General features: G+C 70.4%; 13 protein-coding genes. 9 read left to right on the forward strand and 4 right to left on the reverse strand.

Features of this window, described 5'->3' with window-relative positions; all coding sequences use genetic code 11:
• Position 1: 1 nt before the first annotated feature.
• The 4 genes from EOE66_RS14645 to EOE66_RS14660 are packed head-to-tail and all read right to left on the reverse strand — an operon-like array spanning position 2 to position 4,005.
• Positions 2–1,039 carry a VWA domain-containing protein gene (locus tag EOE66_RS14645; RefSeq protein WP_128229461.1) on the reverse strand — a complete coding sequence of 346 codons (1,038 nt, stop codon included), beginning with the start codon at positions 1,037–1,039 and terminating at the stop codon, positions 2–4.
• Positions 1,036–2,016 (reverse strand): DUF58 domain-containing protein, encoded by a 981-nt coding sequence (locus tag EOE66_RS14650; protein WP_245479048.1) that lies wholly within the window; start codon positions 2,014–2,016, stop codon positions 1,036–1,038. The genes EOE66_RS14645 and EOE66_RS14650 overlap by 4 nt, the downstream gene beginning before the upstream one ends.
• Complete coding sequence (locus EOE66_RS14655; protein ID WP_245479049.1) at positions 2,009–3,016, reverse strand: AAA family ATPase; 1,008 nt, start codon at positions 3,014–3,016, stop codon at positions 2,009–2,011. Before EOE66_RS14655 ends, EOE66_RS14650 begins: the two co-directional genes overlap by 8 nt.
• 14 nt (positions 3,017–3,030) lie before the next feature.
• On the reverse strand, positions 3,031–4,005 hold the full coding sequence (locus tag EOE66_RS14660) for a S1C family serine protease (RefSeq protein ID WP_128229463.1): 975 nt from the start codon (positions 4,003–4,005) through the stop codon (positions 3,031–3,033).
• A gap of 117 nt (positions 4,006–4,122) precedes the next feature.
• On the opposite strand from EOE66_RS14660, the gene EOE66_RS14665 reads away from it, so the two are divergent.
• The 9 genes from EOE66_RS14665 (at position 4,123) to EOE66_RS14705 (ending at position 14,677) form a co-directional block, all read left to right on the forward strand.
• A complete protein-coding gene (locus tag EOE66_RS14665) occupies positions 4,123–4,974 on the forward strand; it encodes a TatD family hydrolase (RefSeq protein WP_128229464.1) in 852 nt (283 codons plus the stop codon).
• Positions 4,971–5,531: a DNA-deoxyinosine glycosylase gene (locus EOE66_RS14670; RefSeq protein WP_128229465.1), complete on the forward strand. Its 561-nt coding sequence runs from the start codon at positions 4,971–4,973 to the stop codon at positions 5,529–5,531. The genes EOE66_RS14665 and EOE66_RS14670 overlap by 4 nt, the downstream gene beginning before the upstream one ends.
• On the forward strand, positions 5,528–6,313 hold the full coding sequence (locus EOE66_RS14675; RefSeq protein ID WP_128229466.1) for a class I SAM-dependent methyltransferase: 786 nt from the start codon (positions 5,528–5,530) through the stop codon (positions 6,311–6,313). Before EOE66_RS14670 ends, EOE66_RS14675 begins: the two co-directional genes overlap by 4 nt.
• Positions 6,310–8,169, forward strand: coding sequence for a GspE/PulE family protein (locus tag EOE66_RS14680; RefSeq protein ID WP_128229467.1), 1,860 nt, complete (start codon positions 6,310–6,312; stop codon positions 8,167–8,169). Before EOE66_RS14675 ends, EOE66_RS14680 begins: the two co-directional genes overlap by 4 nt.
• Before the next feature lie 163 nt (positions 8,170–8,332).
• Complete coding sequence (locus EOE66_RS14685; RefSeq protein ID WP_128229468.1) at positions 8,333–8,797, forward strand: tripartite tricarboxylate transporter TctB family protein; 465 nt, start codon at positions 8,333–8,335, stop codon at positions 8,795–8,797.
• A 10-nt stretch (positions 8,798–8,807) separates the two neighbouring features.
• Positions 8,808–10,322 (forward strand): tripartite tricarboxylate transporter permease, encoded by a 1,515-nt coding sequence (locus tag EOE66_RS14690; protein ID WP_128229469.1) that lies wholly within the window; start codon positions 8,808–8,810, stop codon positions 10,320–10,322.
• A 114-nt stretch (positions 10,323–10,436) separates the two neighbouring features.
• On the forward strand, positions 10,437–12,038 hold the full coding sequence (locus EOE66_RS14695) for an MFS transporter (RefSeq protein ID WP_128229470.1): 1,602 nt from the start codon (positions 10,437–10,439) through the stop codon (positions 12,036–12,038).
• A 68-nt stretch (positions 12,039–12,106) separates the two neighbouring features.
• Positions 12,107–13,741, forward strand: a complete 1,635-nt coding sequence (locus EOE66_RS14700) for a gamma-glutamyltransferase family protein (protein ID WP_128229471.1) — start codon at positions 12,107–12,109, stop codon at positions 13,739–13,741.
• A gap of 15 nt (positions 13,742–13,756) precedes the next feature.
• The gene (locus tag EOE66_RS14705; protein WP_128229472.1) at positions 13,757–14,677 is read left to right on the forward strand and encodes a DMT family transporter; all 921 of its coding nucleotides are present in this window, start codon (positions 13,757–13,759) and stop codon (positions 14,675–14,677) included.

Raw genomic sequence — 14,677 nt, forward strand, 5'->3', positions numbered from 1 at the left:
TTCAGGCCACGCGCCCGAACCACCACAGCGAAAGCCCCGCCGCCGCCGCCGCCAGCAGCGCGCCCAGCGCCGCGAAGAGCGCGGTGATCTCGGTCTCTTTGCGCTCCACCACCATGCGCGAGCTCAGGCTCTCATAGACCTTCTTCAGGTCTTCGGCGGTGCCGGCGTAGAAGTACTCGCCGTGCGTCAGCACCGAGATGTTCTTCAGCGTCTCTTCGTCCAGGCGCACGCGCATGCTCCAGCCCTCGAAGCCGATGACTTCGCCGCCGGTGGTACCGATGCCCACGGTGTAGACGCGGATGCCGCGCTCGGCGGCCATCTTCGCGGCGTCCAGCGGGTCGGGGCCGGTGGTGCGCTGGCCGTCGGTGAGCATGATCACCGCGGCCGAGCTGTAGCTGCCCGGCGGCACGGGGGTGAAGGGCTTGGCTTCCTTCTTCGCGATGTTGCTGTTGTTGCCCGGGAAGCTGCGCTGGCCGGTGATGTGCTGGATCTCGATGCCGTCATCAGGGAACAGCGTGGCCAGGCTCAGGATGATGCCGCTGCCCGTGGCCGTGCCGCGCTGCAACTGGAAGCGGTCGATGGCCTTGAGCACGTCTTCGCGGCTGTCGGTGGGCGCCTGCACGACGGCGGCGGTACCGGCGAAGGACACCACGCCCACGCGCACTTCTCGCGGCAGGTTGTTGACGAAGGCGCGCGCCGCCTCCTGGCTGGCCACCAGGCGGTTGGGCTTCACGTCCTCGGCGCGCATGCTGCCCGAGACGTCCATCGCCAGCATGATGGTGCGTTCCGAGAGCGGCAGCGTCAGCGTGGCCATGGGGCGCGCCACCGCCAGCAGCAGCGCCGCCAGCGCCACCAGCAGCAGCAGCGGCGGCACATGGCGGCGCCAGCCCGGGCCGGTGCCGGCCGCCAGCTTGGCCAGCGCCACGCTGGACAGACGCACGGTCGTCTTGCGCTTGCGCTTCAGCACCCACAGGTACAGCAGCACCAGCAGCGGCAGCAGGGCCAGCAGCCACAGCATCTTGGGCCAGACGAAGGTCACGTTGCGGTCTCCGTGAGGGGGGCGGCGCGCTGCAGCGTGGCCGGGAAGCGCCGCGGGGTCTTCAGGCGTGCACGCTGTTTGCGCAGGTCGGCAAAACGCATCAGCACGTCGAGCAGGTCGTCGTCGGTGGCGAGTTCCAGCACGTCGGCGCCGCTGGTGGCGAGCTGCGTGCGGAGTGCGGCTTCCTGCTCTTCGGCCAGCTCGGCATAACGTGCCCGGAAGGCAGGGCTGCTGGCGTCGACGAAGAGCTGCTCGCCCGTTTCAGCGTCTTGCAGCGTCACCAGGCCGGCGTCGGGCAGGTCCATTTCCAGCGGGTCCCACAGGCGCACGGCCACCACGTCGTGGCGGCGTGCCAGGCGCCCGAGTGCCGGGGCCCAGCCGGGCTGGCTGATGAAATCGCTGACGACGAAAACGACGCTGCGGCGCGGGATGCTGCCTTCGGCCGCGTGCAGCAGCTCTGCCAGGCGCGTGCCACGCGTTTCGTCGGCCGCCTTTGGGGTGGCAGGGGCCGGCGCCTGCATGCGCTGCAGCAGTTCCAGCACGTGCAGCCGCCCCGTGCGCGCCGGCAGCACGCCATGCACGCGCTGGCCGTAGAGCAGGGCGCCCACGCGGTTGCCGTGCCGCGTGATCACACGCGCCAGTGCGGCCACGAAACGCGTGGCCACCGCCAGCTTGGTGACGCCGGCGCTGCCGAAATCGACACTGCCCGACAGGTCGAGCAGGAACCACGCGTTCATGTCGCGGTCTTCGTGGAACTGCCGCACGTGCGGCGTCTGCACGCGCGCGGTGACGTTCCAGTCGATGTGGCGCACGTCGTCGTGCGCCTGGTACTCGCGCAGGTCGGCGAGATCGACCCCCGCGCCGCGCCACAGCGTGCGGTAGTCGCCCTGCAGCAGGCCATCGAGCTTGCGGATGACCGTGAACTCCAGCTGCCGGAGCAGCTGGTCGGGCGGCGTGAGCGCGGCGGCTTCAGCCACGGCCGGCGGGGCTTTCGCTGTGCGCCAGCGGCTTGTCGGGCGCGGGAATCTTCTTCAGCAGCCGCTGCACGACGGCATCGGGCGTCAGGTCTTCGGCCAGGGCTTCGTAGCTCAGCACCAGGCGGTGGCGGAACACATCGGGCACGAGGTCGACCATGTCCTCCGGCAGCACGTACTTGCGGCCACGCAGCAGAGCCAGGGCCTTGGCGCCTTCGATCAGCCCGATGGTGGCGCGCGGGCTGCAGCCGTAGGTGAGGTACTTCTCCAGGTCGGCCAGGTCGTACTTGGCCGGGCGGCGCGTGGCACCCACCAGCTTCACGGCGTACTGCATCAGCATCGGGTCGCAGAAAACGGCGCGGCACTCGCGCTGCAGCGCGGCGAGCTGGAAGGTGTCGGCCACGGCGTTCACGTCCACGGTCGGGCCCGTCACACGCTCGGCAATGACGAACTCTTCTTCCTCGGTGGGGTAGTCCACCAGCACCTTCATCATGAAGCGGTCGACCTGCGCCTCGGGCAGCGGGTAGGTGCCTTCGGTCTCGATGGGGTTCTGCGTCGCCATCACGACGAAGGGGTCGGGCACCTTGTGCGTCTCGCCGGCAATCGTCACCTGGCGTTCCTGCATCACCTCGAGCAGCGCGCTCTGCACCTTGGCCGGTGCGCGGTTGATCTCGTCGGCCAGCAGCAGGTTGGCGAACACGGGCCCCAGGCTGGTGCCGAACTCGCCGCTCTTCTGGTTGTAGATGCGGGTGCCCACCAGGTCGGAGGGCACCAGGTCGGGCGTGAACTGGATGCGCTTGAAGCTGCCGCGCACGGTGCGCGCCAGCGTCTTGACGGTCAGCGTCTTGGCCAGGCCCGGCACGCCCTCCACCAGCAGGTGGCCCTGGGCGAGCATGGCCACCAGCACCCGTTCCAGAAAGCGGTCTTGCCCGACGACGACGCGCTTGACCTCGTAGAGCACACGCTCCATCAGCGTGGCGGTGGATTCGGGGCTGTGTTCCATGGGGTGAGCTTCCATCAGAAAGGCGGCATGCCCGCAGCCGATGAGGCGTTCTCGATGGGCACCGCAAAGCCGATGCCGATGAAGGTGCGCTGTTCGCTGGGGTTGAGGATGGCGGTGACGATGCCGACCACGTGGCCGTCCATCGTGACGAGCGGGCCGCCGCTGTTGCCCGGGTTGGCCGCGGCGTCGAACTGGATGAGGTTGGACAGCGGTTTCGTGCCGGCGTTGTCGTCCTCGGGCGAGCGGAACTCGCGCTTCAGGCCCGAGACCACGCCGGCGCTCACGCTGGGCCCGATGCCGAAGGGGTGGCCCACGGCGATGACATGGTCGCCGGGGCGCAGGTCGGCGGTGCTGCGCATGGTGGCGGCCTGCAGGTCGTCGGGCAGGCTCAGGGCGCGCAGCACGGCCAGGTCGTTCTCGGGCTGGGCGCTGATCAGCACCGCGTCGCTCTCGTGGCCGTTGGCAAAGCGCACGCGGATCTTGCGCGCGCCAGAAACCACGTGCAGGTTGGTGAGGATGGTGCCGTTGTCGATGATCACCACGCCCGTGCCCAGGCTGCGCTCCAGCGCGCGCTGCTCGGGCTTGTCTTCGCCCTCGTCCTTCTCATCGAGCAGGCCGACCACGCGCACGACGGAAGGCAGGATGGCTTCGTAGGCCTTGGCCGCGGCCGAGGGCAGGGGGGCCTTTTCCAGCGATTCGCGCACGGCGGCGTCGATGTCGTCCTGCGTCACCACCCGGTGGGCAGGCTGCAGCGCCAGCATCGCGGCAACGGCCAGCGCGGCGCCACCCAAGGCCCAGAGTGGGGCGGCATGGCGGGCCACGCGCTGGCGCCAGCGTGCCCGTGTGCCGGCGGGTGGGGCCGCCTCGGCCGCCGCAGTGGCTGCGGCCGGCACCTCGGCCGCAGCACCGGCAGCGGGCGCTGCGGGCTCGGCTGGCCCGCGGGCCGCCGGGCGGCGGGGCGAGGGGCTGTACAGCGGGGCCTTCTTCATGGCGTGGTGGCGGCGGTGGGCAGGGCCGGGCGGGGGCCCGAGCATCCTCGCTTTACCCTAACACGTTGCGCGTGGCGTTGCAGTCGGCCGGGTGCACAACCGGGGCATCATCGCGGCATGTGGACCGACACGCACTGCCACCTCGACGCGCCGGAGTTCGCGCCCGACCGCGCCGCCGTGGTGCGCCGTGCCCAGGCCGCGGGCGTGACGCAGCTCGTGCTGCCGGCGGTGGCTGCCGCGCACTTCGAGGAATTGCGCGCGCTGGCCCACGCCACCGGTTCGGCCTACGCCCTGGGCCTGCATCCGCTGTGGCTGGGCGGGGCCACCGAGGCCGATCTGGAGCAACTGGCGCACTGCCTGCAAGCCTGGCGTGACGACCCCCACCTGGTGGCTGTGGGCGAGATCGGCCTGGATCACTTCGTGCCCGGGCTCGACCGCGCGCGCCAGCAGCACTTCTACCGCGCGCAGCTGAAGCTGGCGCGCCGCTTCGGACTGCCGGTGCTGCTGCACGTGCGCCGCTCGGCCGACCACTTGCTGCAGGGGCTGCGCCAGATCGAGGTGCCGGGTGGCATTGCCCACGCCTTCAATGGCAGCGAGGTGCAGGCGGCACAGTTCGTCGAACGCGGTTTCCGGCTGGGCTTCGGCGGCACGCTCACCTTCGAACGCTCGCTGCAGATCCGCGCGCTGGCGCAAGGCTTGCCCGAGACGGCCCTGGTGCTGGAAACCGACGCGCCCGACATCCCCCCGCATTGGCTTTACCGCACCGCCGAGCAGCGCGCAGCGGACCAGCCGCAAGGCCGCAACGAGCCGGCCGAACTGCCGCGCATCGGCGCCGTCCTGGCGGCACTGCGCGGTTGGAGCCCCGCCGAGACCGCCGCGCGCACCAGCGCCAACGCCTTGGCCGCGCTGCCGCGGCTGGCGGCGCTGCCGGTGGCGCCTTGGCCAGATTGCCAGGAAGCCGTGGCTTGAAGCCGCCGGCTGCCGCGGCCGAGCGCCTGCAGGGCCTGCCCCCCGTGCTGGGTCGCCGCACGCGGCTGCTGGTGCTGGGCAGCTTCCCGGGCGTGGCTTCGCTGCAGGCGCAGCAGTACTACGCCCACCCGCGCAACCAGTTCTGGCCGCTGCTGGGCGCGATCTGGGGCCTGGACCTGGCGGCGCTACCCTACCGCCAGCGCCTGGCTGCCGTGCGTGCGCGCGGCCTGGGGCTGTGGGATGTCTACGCCAGCTGCCGCCGGCAAGGCAGCCTGGACCAGGCCATCGAAGACGCCGAGCTCAACGACCTGGCCAGCCTGCGCCGCCGCGCGCCGGCCCTGCAGTGCGTGGCCCACAACGGCGGTGAATCGGCACGCACCATGAGGCTCGTGGCGGCGCTGGGCTACACCGTGCTGAAGCTGCCTTCCACCAGCCCGGCCAACGCCAGCTGGTCCTTCGAGCGCAAGCTCGCCGCCTGGCGGGCCGCTTTCGAGCAGGCCGGCCTGACCGCGTCAACTGCGCCGCACCTTTCACTTCGACCTGCACCCAGCCCGTGACCAAGAAGCCCGCCCGCACCCCCCGAACCCTGCCCGCCGTGACGCTGTCGGAAGACGACGGCGTGCGCTACCTGCACCTGGACAGCATCTGGATCCAGGGCGGCATGCGCATCAAGAAGCCGCAGGTGGTGGAGATCGACTACGTGCAGCGCATGCTGGCGGCGCTGCTGTGGCTGCCCACAGACGTGCTGGGCGGTGGCCAGGCCGTGCAGCTGGGCCTGGGCGCTGGCGCGCTCACCCGCTTCACGGCGGTGCAGCTGAAGATGGCCACCACGGTGGTGGAGATCAACCCGCAGGTCATCGCCGTCAACGCCAGCCACTTCCACCTGCCGGCGGCGGCCGAGGTGGTGCGCGGCGACGCCGCCGACTGGCTGGCCCAGGCCACGCCAGGGACGGTGCGCCTGCTGCATGTCGACCTCTATGACGAAGAGGCTGCCGCACCGGTGCTGGACGGCGAAGACTTCTACCGCGCCTGCCGCGAGGTGCTGGAAGAAGGGGGGGTGATGAGCGTCAATCTCTTCGGCCGCCACGCCAGCTTCCGTGGCAGCATCTCCCGCATTGCCGCCGCCTTCGGCAGCCACCAGGTCTGGAGCCTGCGCCCCACGCGCGAAGGCAACACCGTGGTGGTGGCCGGGCGTGGCGTGGTGGTGCCTGACCGCGATGCCCTGACGGCCCGCGCCGCGCACCTGGAGCAGCGCTACGGCCCCCTGGGGCTGCCGGCGCGAAAGTGGCTGCGCATGGTGCGGCCTTACCAACCCGAGCCTCCCGCCGCCGCCCCATGAACAAAGCCAAGTCCACCGCGCCTGCTGCCGCGCTCGCCACGCCCGCCGGCGCTGCCGCCCCCGCCGGCAGCCGCCCCAGCACGCTGCCGCCCAGCGGCCGCCTGGAGTGGCCGGTGCTGCTGGAGTGGTTGCGCGAAGACGGCTGGATCAGTGCCGAAGACGCCGAACAGGTGGGCGCCCGTTTCCGCGCCGGCCCCTCCAGCCTGCACGCGCTGGTGCGCCTTGGCGCCGCGGGCCTGAGCCACGCCGGCACCGGCCGCGTGCTGGACACCGAGGCCCTCACCGAGTGGCTGGCCGGCCGCAGCGGCCTGGGCTACCAGCGCATCGACCCGCTGAAGGTGGAAGTGGGCCGCGTGGCCGACGTGATGAGCGTGCAGTACGCCGAGCTGCGCCGTGCGCTGCCGCTCAGCCTGGGCAGCAGCGAGGTGGTGATCGCCACGGCCGAGCCCTTCGACACCGCCTGGGTGCCCGAGATCGAGACCCACACGCGGCGCCCGGTGCGCCTGGTGGTGGCCAACCCGGAAGACGTGCGCCGCTACACCACCGAGTTCTACGCGCTGGCGCGCAGCGTGCGCGCGGCGCAGAAGAGCGGCGAGAACGCAGCCAGCGCCAGCTTCGAGCAGCTGGTGGAACTGGGCAAGGCCAACAAGACGCTGGACGCCAACGACCAGGGTGTGGTGCAGGTGGTCGACTGGCTGTGGCAGTACGCCTTCGACCAGCGCGCCAGCGACATCCACCTGGAGCCGCGGCGCGACAAGGGCGCCATCCGCTTCCGCATCGACGGCGTGCTGCACACCGTCTACCAGGTGCCGCTGACGGTGATGAGCGCGATGACCGCGCGCATCAAGCTGCTGGGCCGCATGGATGTGGTGGAGAAGCGCCGCCCGCTGGACGGCCGCATCAAGACGCGCCGCCCCGATGGCGTTGAAGGCGCCGGCGCCGAGGTGGAGATGCGCCTGTCCACGCTGCCCACCGCCTTCGGCGAGAAGATGGTCATGCGCATCTTCGACCCCGACGCCACCGTCAAGGGCCTGAGCGCCCTGGGCTTTGCCGACCACGAGGCGCAGGCCTGGCAGCAGCTCATCAAGCGCGCGCACGGCATCATCCTCGTCACCGGGCCCACCGGCAGCGGCAAGACCACCACGCTCTACAGCACGCTGCGCCAGCTGGCCACCGAAGAGGTCAACGTCTGCACCATCGAAGACCCCATCGAGATGATCGAGCCGGCCTTCAATCAGACGCAGGTGCAGGCCGCCGTGGACATGGGCTTCACCGAAGGCCTGCGCGCGCTGATGCGGCAGGACCCGGACATCATCATGGTCGGCGAGATCCGCGACCTGGCCACGGCCGAGATGGCCATCCAGGCCGCGCTCACGGGCCACCTCGTCTTCAGCACCCTGCACACGAACGACGCGGTCGGCGCCATCACGCGCCTGGCCGACTTGGGCGTGCCCAGCTACCTCATCAGCGCCACCGTCATCGGCGTGCTGGCGCAGCGCCTGGCGCGCACGCTGTGCCCGGCCTGCAAGGCGCGCGACGAGAGCATCACGCGCGAATCGCTGCACGAGGCCGTCAAGCCCTGGCGCCTGTCGGGCGGGGTGCGGCCCTACAAGGCCGTGGGCTGCCTGGAGTGCCGCCACACTGGCTACCGCGGCCGCGCGGGCCTGTATGAACTGCTGGTGATGACCGATGCCTCGCGCGCCGCCGTGCACCCGGCGCTGGACGCCAGCGCCCTGCGCCGCCAGGCCATGCGCGACGGCATGCGCCCGCTGCGCCTGGCCGGTGCCATGAAGGTGGCCGAGGGCCTGACCACGATGGAAGAAGTGCTGGGCAACACGCCGCAGATCGAGCGTTGAGCCCGGCCTCGCGGCCGGCCGTTCCCCCTGGCGGACCCTGCACCGCCTTACGTGGAAACCACAGCCGGGCCCCGAGGTCGCGTCCCTAGAATCCCGCCGCAACACAGGCTGCCGCCCCAGGTCGGGCAGGCAGCACCCGCGCCGGCATTCGAGGAGACGAGGCTTGAAGATCAAGAGCGAGAAGGACTTCTGGTCCGGACTCATGTTCATCGCGGTGGGCCTGGGCTTTGCCTGGGGCGCCACCGAGTACAGCTTCGGCTCTTCGGCCCGCCCGGGGCCGGCCTACTTCCCCTTCGGCCTGGGCATCCTGATGGCGCTGCTGGGGGCCATGGTGCTGTTCAAGGCGCTGACCTTCGAGGTGGAGGGTGGCGACAAGATCGGCCCTTGGGCCTGGAAGCCGCTGCTCGTGATCGTGCTTTCGGTCGCCGGCTTCGGCCTGCTGCTGCCCAGGCTGGGCATGGTGATCTCGCTGCCGCTGCTGGTCTTTGCCGCGGCCACCGCCGGTGACGAGTTCCGCTGGAAGGAGGCGCTGGTGAACGCAGTGCTGCTCACGGCGATGAGCTGGGGCATCTTCATCAAGGGCTTGTCGCTGACCATCCCCCTGTGGCCTGTTTTCCTGGCGAAGTGAGCGCGAGACCATGGAACTCCTGAACAACCTCGCGCTGGGCTTCGGCGTCGCCTTCACCTTCACCAACCTGGCCTACGCCCTCGGCGGTGCCTTGCTGGGCACGCTGATCGGCGTGCTGCCCGGTCTGGGCCCGGTGGCCACCATCGCGATGCTGCTGCCCAGCATCTACGCGCTGGACGCCACCCCGGCGCTCATCATGCTGGCCGGCATCTACTACGGCGCGCAGTACGGCGGCAGCACCACGGCCATCCTGATCAACGTGCCGGGCGAGAGCAGCTCGGTCGTCACCGCGCTCGATGGCTACAAGATGGCGCGCAAGGGCCGCGCCGGTGCCGCACTGGCCGCTGCCGGCCTGGGCAGCTTCTTCGCCGGCTGCGTGGGCACCATCATCATCGCGGCCTTCGCGCCGCCGCTCACCGAACTGGCCTTCAAGTTCGGCCCGGCCGAGTACTTCAGCCTGATGGTGCTGGGCCTCATCGGCGCCGTGGTGCTGGCCTCGGGCTCGCTGGTCAAGGCCATCGCGATGATCCTGTTCGGCCTGCTGCTGGGCCAGATCAACACCGACGTCATCTCCGGCGTGCCGCGCTACAGCTTCGACATCGCCGAGCTCACCGACGGCATCGGCTTCGTGGCCATCGCCATGGGCATCTTCGGCTTTGGCGAGATCATCGCCAACCTGGGGCAGCCGGCCGAGAACCGCGAGGTCTTCACCAAGGACGTGAAGGGCCTGTGGCCGACGCGTGAAGACTTCAGCAACGCCTGGCCTTCGGTGCTGCGCGGCACCACCTTGGGCTCCATCCTGGGCGTGCTGCCCGGCGGCGGCGCGCTGCTGTCTTCGTTCGCGGCCTACACGCTCGAGAAGAAGATGCGCATGAAGCCGGGCGAGGTGCCCTTCGGCGAAGGCAACATCCGCGGCGTGGCCGGCCCTGAATCGGCCAACAACGCCGGTGCGCAGACCAGTTTCATCCCGATGCTGACGCTGGGAATCCCGCCCAACGCCGTGATGGCGCTGATGGTGGGTGCGATGACGATCAAGGGCATCCAGCCCGGCCCGCAGGTCATGACGAGCAACCCCGAGCTTTTCTGGGGCCTGATCGCCAGCATGTGGGTGGGCAACGCCATGCTGATCATCCTGAACCTGCCGCTCATCGGCATCTGGATCAAGCTGCTGACGGTGCCCTACCGCTTCCTGTTCCCGGCGATCATGGCCTTCTGCTGCATCGGCCTGTACACGCTGAACAACAACAACTTCGATGTGTTCATGGGCGCGGGCTTCGCCATCATCGGCTACATCTTCTACAAGCTGGGTTGCGAGCCGGCGCCACTGCTGCTGGGCTTCATCCTCGGGCCCATGATGGAAGAGAACCTGCGCCGCGCGCTGCTGCTCAGCCGCGGTGACTGGAGCACCTTCATGACACGCCCGCTCTCGGCCAGCCTGCTGGTGGCGGCAGCGCTGATGATCATCGTGGTGATGCTGCCCTCCATCAAGAACAAGCGCGAAGCCGCCTTCAAGGATGCAGATTGAGGGAGCCCCCAGGCTCCCTGCGGTCGCCACCCCCCGGGGGGGCTCAGGCAGCGGCCCGGCAGAGCCGGTTCCGCGCCTGGCCTTGATCGCCAGCCGCAGAGATCTCGCGGATTGATGAACCTTCCCGCCGCGTTATCCCCCCTCCAAGGCCCCGTGTTCCGGGGCCTTTGGTTTGCCTGGTTCGCGGCGAACCTGACGATGTGGATGAACGACGTCGCAGCCGCCTGGCTGATGACGACGCTGACCACCAGCCCCGTGATGGTGGCGCTGGTCTCCACGGCCAGCACCCTGCCCGTGTTCCTGCTCGGCCTGCCCAGCGGCGCGCTGGCCGACATCCTCGACCGCCGGCGCTACTTCGCGGCCACGCAGCTGTGGGTGAGCGTGAACGCGCTGGTGCTGGCGGGCCTGGCGCTGGCCGGGGCGCTGACGGCACCGCTGCTGCTGGTGCTGACCTTCACCAACGGCATCGGCCTGGCGCTGCGCTGGCCGGTGTTCGCGGCCATCGTGCCGGGCATCGTCAGCCGTGCCGAACTGCCGGCGGCGCTGGCGCTCAACGGCATCGCGATGAACCTCTCGCGCGTGGTGGGCCCGGCCATCGCCGGCGCGCTGCTGGCGGCGGTGAGCCCGGCGGCGGTGTTCGTGCTCAACACCGTGCTGGCCGCCGTGGCCTTTGTGCTCGTGCTGCGCTGGAAGAGCGAGCCGCGCACCAGCGCGCTGCCCGGCGAACGCTTTCTGGGCGCCATGCGCACGGGCCTGGTCTACGCGCAGCAGAGCCCGCGGCTGAAGCTGATCCTGCTGCGCGTGTTCCTCTTCTTCCTGCAGGCCAGCGCGCTGATGGCCTTGCTGCCGCTGTTGGCGCGCGGGCTGCATGGCGGCGGCCCGGGCACCTTCACGCTGATGCTCTCGGCCGTGGGGCTGGGCGCCATCGTCGCGGCGCTCATGTTCCCCAGGCTGCGTGCGCGCTACGACCGCGACCAGTTCGTGCGTTTCGGCAGCGCTGCCCATGCGGGCCTGAGCGTGCTCATCGTCGTGGTGCCTGAACTGTGGGTGGCGTTGCCGGCCATGGTGCTGGTGGGCATGTGCTGGATCAGCGTGGCGAACTCGCTCACCGTCAGCGCGCAGATGGCCATGCCGAACTGGGTGCGCGCACGCGGCATGAGCATCTACCAGATGGCCTTGATGGGCGGCTCGGCGGCCGGCTCGCTGCTGTGGGGCCAGGTGGCCGCGCTGCTGGGGGTGCAGGGTGCCGTGCTCACCGCCGCGGGACTGGGCCTGGTGCTGCTGCTCGCGCTGCGACGCCTGACGGTGGAAGGCGGTGAGGAGATCGACTTCAGCCCCGCCGCCGTGCGCGCCGCGCCCGAGCCGGCCTTCCCGGTGGCACCCGACGAAGGCCCGGTGATGGTGACGCTGGAGTACCAGATCGACCCCGCCCGCGCGGCGGAATTCGCGGCCGTGATGCAGCGCACGCGCCGCGCCCGCCTGCGCCAGGGCGCGCTCAGCTGGGGCCTGTTCCGCGACGTGGCCGTGCCCGGCCGCTACATCGAGTACTTCGTCGACGAGAACTGGGTCGAGCACCAGCGCCGCCTGGAACGCTTCACCGCTTTCGACGCCGAGCTGCGCACCCAGTGCATGGCCTTTCACCTGGGCCCCGAGCCCCCGCTGTTGCGCCGCTACGTGGGCGATGGCAGCGTGCCGCCCACCAGCCTCCTGCACTGATGGCCAGGGCCGGCGATACTGCGCGCCGGCTTTTTGCCCGCGCCCCACCTCCACTTCCGGCCCCCACCATGACCCATGCCTTCGACTGGAGCACCGGCTACGCCAGCCAGCGCTCGCCCGTGTTCGCCCGCAACGTCGTGTCCACCTCGCACCCGCTGGCGGCCCAGGCCGGCCTGCGCATGCTGCAGAACGGGGGCAATGCGGTGGACGCCGCCATCGCCACCGCGGCGGTGATGACCATCGTCGAGCCCTGCAGCAACGGCCTGGGCTCCGACGCCTTCTGCATCCTGTGGGACGGGAAGGCACTGCACGGCCTGAACGCCAGCGGCTGCGCGCCGCAGGGCTGGACGCCCGAGTACTTCAGGGCCAAGTACGGCGCCGACGCCAAGGCACCGGCCAAGCGCGGCTGGGACAGCGTCACCGTGCCTGGTGCCGTGTCGGCCTGGGCCGCACTGAGCCAGCGCTTCGGCAAGCTGCCCTTTGCCGACCTGATGGCCCCGGCCATCGAGGTGGCCGAGCGCGGCTACGCGGTGCCCGTCATCGTGCAGAGCAAGTGGGCCAACGCCGCGGCGTTGCCCGAGATCACCGAGCAGCCGGGCTTTGCCGAAGCCTTCATGCCGCACGGCCGCGCCCCGCACGTCGGCGAGCTCTTCCAGTTCAAGGAAGCGGCGCGCACGCTGAAGCTGATTGCGCAGACCAAGGGCGAAGCTTTCTACCGCGGCGAGGTGGCCGAAGCCGCCGCGGCCCACGCCAAGGCGCACGGTGGCGTGATGACGGCCGCCGATTTCGCGGCCTACCAGCCCGAGTGGGTGACGCCCATCTCGCGTGATTACCGCGGCTACACCATGCACGAGATCCCGCCGAACGGGCAGGGCATCGCGGCGCTCATCGCGCTGGGCATCCTCGAGAAGTTCGACATGGCCGGCCTGAAGGTGGACAGCGCCACCAGCCAGCACCTGCAGATCGAAGCCATGAAGCTGGCCTTCGCCGACGTCTACGCCTACGTGGCCGAGCCGCGCAGCATGCGCCTGAAGCCCGAACAGATGCTGGACGATGCCTACCTCGCCAGCCGCGCCAAGCTGATCGACCCGCACAAGGCGCAGGACTTCGGCCCCGGCCACGGCCCCACGGGCGGCACCATCTACCTCACGGCGGCCGACGAGAGCGGCATGATGGTCAGCTTCATCCAGAGCAACTACATGGGCTTCGGCTCGGGCATCGTGGTGCCGGGCTATGGCCTGAGCCTGCAGAACCGCGGCCACGGCTTCACGCTCGACCCCACGCGCGACAACCTGGTGGGCCCGGGCAAGCGGCCCTTCCACACCATCATCCCCGCCTTCCTCACCAAGGGCGGCGCGCCGGTGATGAGCTTCGGCATCATGGGTGGCGACATGCAGCCGCAGGCGCACATGCAGACCCTGGTGCGCATGCTTGACTACCGCCAGCACCCGCAGGCGGCCTGCGACGCACCGCGCTGGCGCTTCTTCGGCGGCACGGTCAACCTGGAGCCGGGCTTCGACGCCGCATCGGCCGACGGCCTGCGCGCGATGGGCCACCGCATCGCGCCCTTCACCGACAGCTACCAGGACTACGGCGCCGGCCAGTTCATCTGGCGCCTGGACGAAGGGCAGGGCGACGTGAGCGTGCGCGGTTACGCCGCCGCCAGCGACCCGCGCCGCGACGGCCAGGCCGCGGGCTTCTGAGCCTGCTGGGCGCCGGTGAGCCTCGCGTCGGGCGCCACGGCGCGTTGGCCCACGGCCGGCCTGCTGCTGGCCGCCGGCGGGGCCATCGCGTTCTCGGCCAAGGCCATCATCGTCAAGCTGGCCTACCGGCATGGCGTGGACGCGGTCACGCTCATCATGTACCGCATGCTGTTCGCGATGCCGCTGTTCGCCGGGCTGGCCTGGTGGGCCGGCCGCGGCAAGCCGCCGCTGACGAAGCGTGACCTGCTCGTCGTCAGCGGCCTGGGCTTCAGCGGCTACTACCTCGCGAGCTTTCTCGATTTCGCGGGGCTGCAGTACATCAGCGCCAGCCTGGAGCGGCTGATCCTCTATCTCAACCCGACGCTGGTGCTGCTGTTCGGCGTGCTCTTCTTCGGCCAGCGGGTGCAGCGTGCGCAACTGCTGGCGATGGCGGTCAGCTACGCGGGCGTGCTGCTGGTCTTCGGGCACGAGGTGACCATCACCGGCCCGCACACGGTGCTGGGCGCGGCGCTGGTCTTCGGCAGCGCGGTGAGCTATGCCGTCTACCTGGTCTACAGCGGGCAGGAAGTGAAGCGCCTGGGCGCGCTGCGGCTCACCGGCTGGGCCACGCTGGTGGCTTGCGGGCTGTGCCTGCTGCAGTTCGTGCTGCTGCGGCCGCTGAGTGCGGCCCTGGTGGCGCCCGAGGTGCTTGCCTTGAGCCTGCTCAACGCCACGCTGTGCACCTTCGCACCGGTGGTGATGGTGATGCTGGCCATCGAGCGCGTGGGCGCCACGCTGGCGGCGCAGGTGGGCATGATCGGCCCCTTGTCGACCGTGCGGATGGGGGTGTTCATCCTCGGCGAGCCGATGAACCTTTGGATCGTGGCCGGCACCGTGCTGGTCTTGCTGGGGGTGGGCCTGCTGGCCCGCGCCCGTAACCCTGTTGAAGAGGCTTGA

Source organism: Rubrivivax rivuli (assembly GCF_004016505.1).
Classification (GTDB): Bacteria; Pseudomonadota; Gammaproteobacteria; order Burkholderiales; family Burkholderiaceae_C; genus Rubrivivax; species Rubrivivax rivuli.

What these genes read in the sequence shown, in the direction of transcription:
- EOE66_RS14700 (WP_128229471.1), top strand. Translation starts at nt 12,107, where the DNA reads ATGACCCATGCCTTCGACTGGAGCACCGGCTACGCCAGCCAGCGCTCG.
- EOE66_RS14655 (WP_245479049.1), bottom strand. Translation starts at nt 3,016, where the DNA reads ATGGAACACAGCCCCGAATCCACCGCCACGCTGATGGAGCGTGTGCTC.
- EOE66_RS14660 (WP_128229463.1), bottom strand. Translation starts at nt 4,005, where the DNA reads ATGAAGAAGGCCCCGCTGTACAGCCCCTCGCCCCGCCGCCCGGCGGCC.
- EOE66_RS14695 (WP_128229470.1), top strand. Translation starts at nt 10,437, where the DNA reads ATGAACCTTCCCGCCGCGTTATCCCCCCTCCAAGGCCCCGTGTTCCGG.
- EOE66_RS14690 (WP_128229469.1), top strand. Translation starts at nt 8,808, where the DNA reads ATGGAACTCCTGAACAACCTCGCGCTGGGCTTCGGCGTCGCCTTCACC.
- EOE66_RS14665 (WP_128229464.1), top strand. Translation starts at nt 4,123, where the DNA reads ATGTGGACCGACACGCACTGCCACCTCGACGCGCCGGAGTTCGCGCCC.
- EOE66_RS14680 (WP_128229467.1), top strand. Translation starts at nt 6,310, where the DNA reads ATGAACAAAGCCAAGTCCACCGCGCCTGCTGCCGCGCTCGCCACGCCC.